This is a genomic window from Rhizobium leguminosarum bv. viciae (assembly GCF_012276115.1).
In the GTDB taxonomy this organism is placed as follows: domain Bacteria; phylum Pseudomonadota; class Alphaproteobacteria; order Rhizobiales; family Rhizobiaceae; genus Rhizobium; species Rhizobium leguminosarum_T.
Map to the genome: position 1 here is coordinate 1 of NZ_WIEU01000050.1, position 1531 is coordinate 1531.

Here is a 1531-nt window from a genome sequence, read left to right on the forward strand (position 1 = left end):
TTCCGAATACACCCCCTCCAACCCTGTGGAAATCCAGTATTCATGCGGGTTCAGCGCATATCACCTCCCGAAAAACCGTGCGTATGTGCTCAATCAGGCGACGGATTCACTTCCGCTTCCTCGCCCACTCGCTCGCTAACGCTCGGTCGCTGGGACTGCGGCGAGCGGACGATACAATCACTGTCCTGGCAGCGCTTCCAGCTCGTTAATCAGCGGCAGTATGCGCGTCACATCAGCCTGTCGTGTCACCTCTGCCTTCAGGAACTGGAGTAACCAGGCACGCAACTGCACCTCCTCCGGCTTTCTGACCTTTGCCAGCAATGCTGCACCCACAATGACCTTCTGCGCTGTGTCCAGACTCCTGCTCTTCGCCTTCAGGCGCTGTAATCTGGCCTCAGCATCAGCAATCTTCTGTTCGAGTGTTCTGCTCATGATGTAACTCCGTGCGCGATGAAAAATCGCATTTTAGCGCGTCACTGGTAGTTTAAAAACTGAGCTGGCATAATGCACGGAAAATCACGAAGTGCGCACTTATACAATCTCCACTCCGTTTCGATTGTGTGCGCCCTGCGGGGCTGAAAGAAAACCACAAAAAGGCATTACGGCAGAAATGGCGATTTATCATCTCAGCATGAAAATCATCTCCAGAAACAGCGGCTACAGCGCCGTTGCTTCTGCTGCCTATCGTTCCGGTTCACTGATGCTTGATGAGCGTACCGGACTGACTCACGACTACACCCGCAAAAGCGGTGTGGCTGAAGCTGTGATTCTGACTCCCGCGACAGCCCCTGCCTGGTGTACGAACCGTGCCGAACTCTGGAATGCCGTTGAGAAGGCCGAACGCCGGAAGAACTCACAACTTGCGCGGGAAATTGAACTCGCCATCCCCCGCGAACTACCGCAGGATGCCGCACGGGAAACCGTTCTCGCCTTTGTCAGAGAAAACTTTGTCAGTCAGGGCATGATTGCTGATGTGGCGTTCCATCACATGGATAAAACAAATCCCCATGCGCACATCATGCTGACCACGAGAGCTGTCGGACCTGCTGGATTCGGTGGAAAGGTCAGGGACTGGAACGACCGGACACATGCCGAGACGTGGCGTGCATCATGGGCTGACCATGCGAACAGGGCACTGGCGAACGCCGGTTATCAGGAAGAGATAGACCATCGTTCATACGAGCGACAGGGGCTTGAGAAAACGCCTGGTATTCACCTCGGAAAGTCTGCCTGTGCGATGGAAACACGCGGTATCGAAACAGAACGCGGCGAACAGAATCGTCTGATTAACAGACTTAACCTGGAAATACAGATTTCCCGTACCGAACTCAGAAACAGCGGGCTGACAGAGCCTGCCCGCCGTGTGGCTGACCTTCTGAATATCGTGCTTCCTGACAACGCAACTTCGTACACACTACGTGACATCATCGAAGCGTTGCCGAAGGACAGTCATGCGGCATGGAAGGTCACCAGTAATGCCATGTCGATGATGGCAGATATGCAGGCGACGAGCAGACGCTGGGAAGAGCTG

The 1531-nt window shown here is 54.4% G+C and carries 2 protein-coding genes; one reads left to right on the forward strand and one right to left on the reverse strand.

From position 1 onward, the window contains the following. Window positions 1-177: 177 nt before the first annotated feature. A complete protein-coding gene (mobC, locus tag GFM02_RS34685; RefSeq protein WP_000091745.1) occupies window positions 178-432 on the reverse strand; it encodes a relaxase accessory protein MobC in 255 nt (84 codons plus the stop codon). A gap of 91 nt (window positions 433-523) precedes the next feature. On the opposite strand from mobC, the gene mobQ reads away from it, so the two are divergent. Beyond that, a partial coding sequence (gene mobQ, locus GFM02_RS34690; protein ID WP_348644017.1) for a MobQ family relaxase occupies window positions 524-1531 on the forward strand: 1008 nt, incomplete at its 3' end.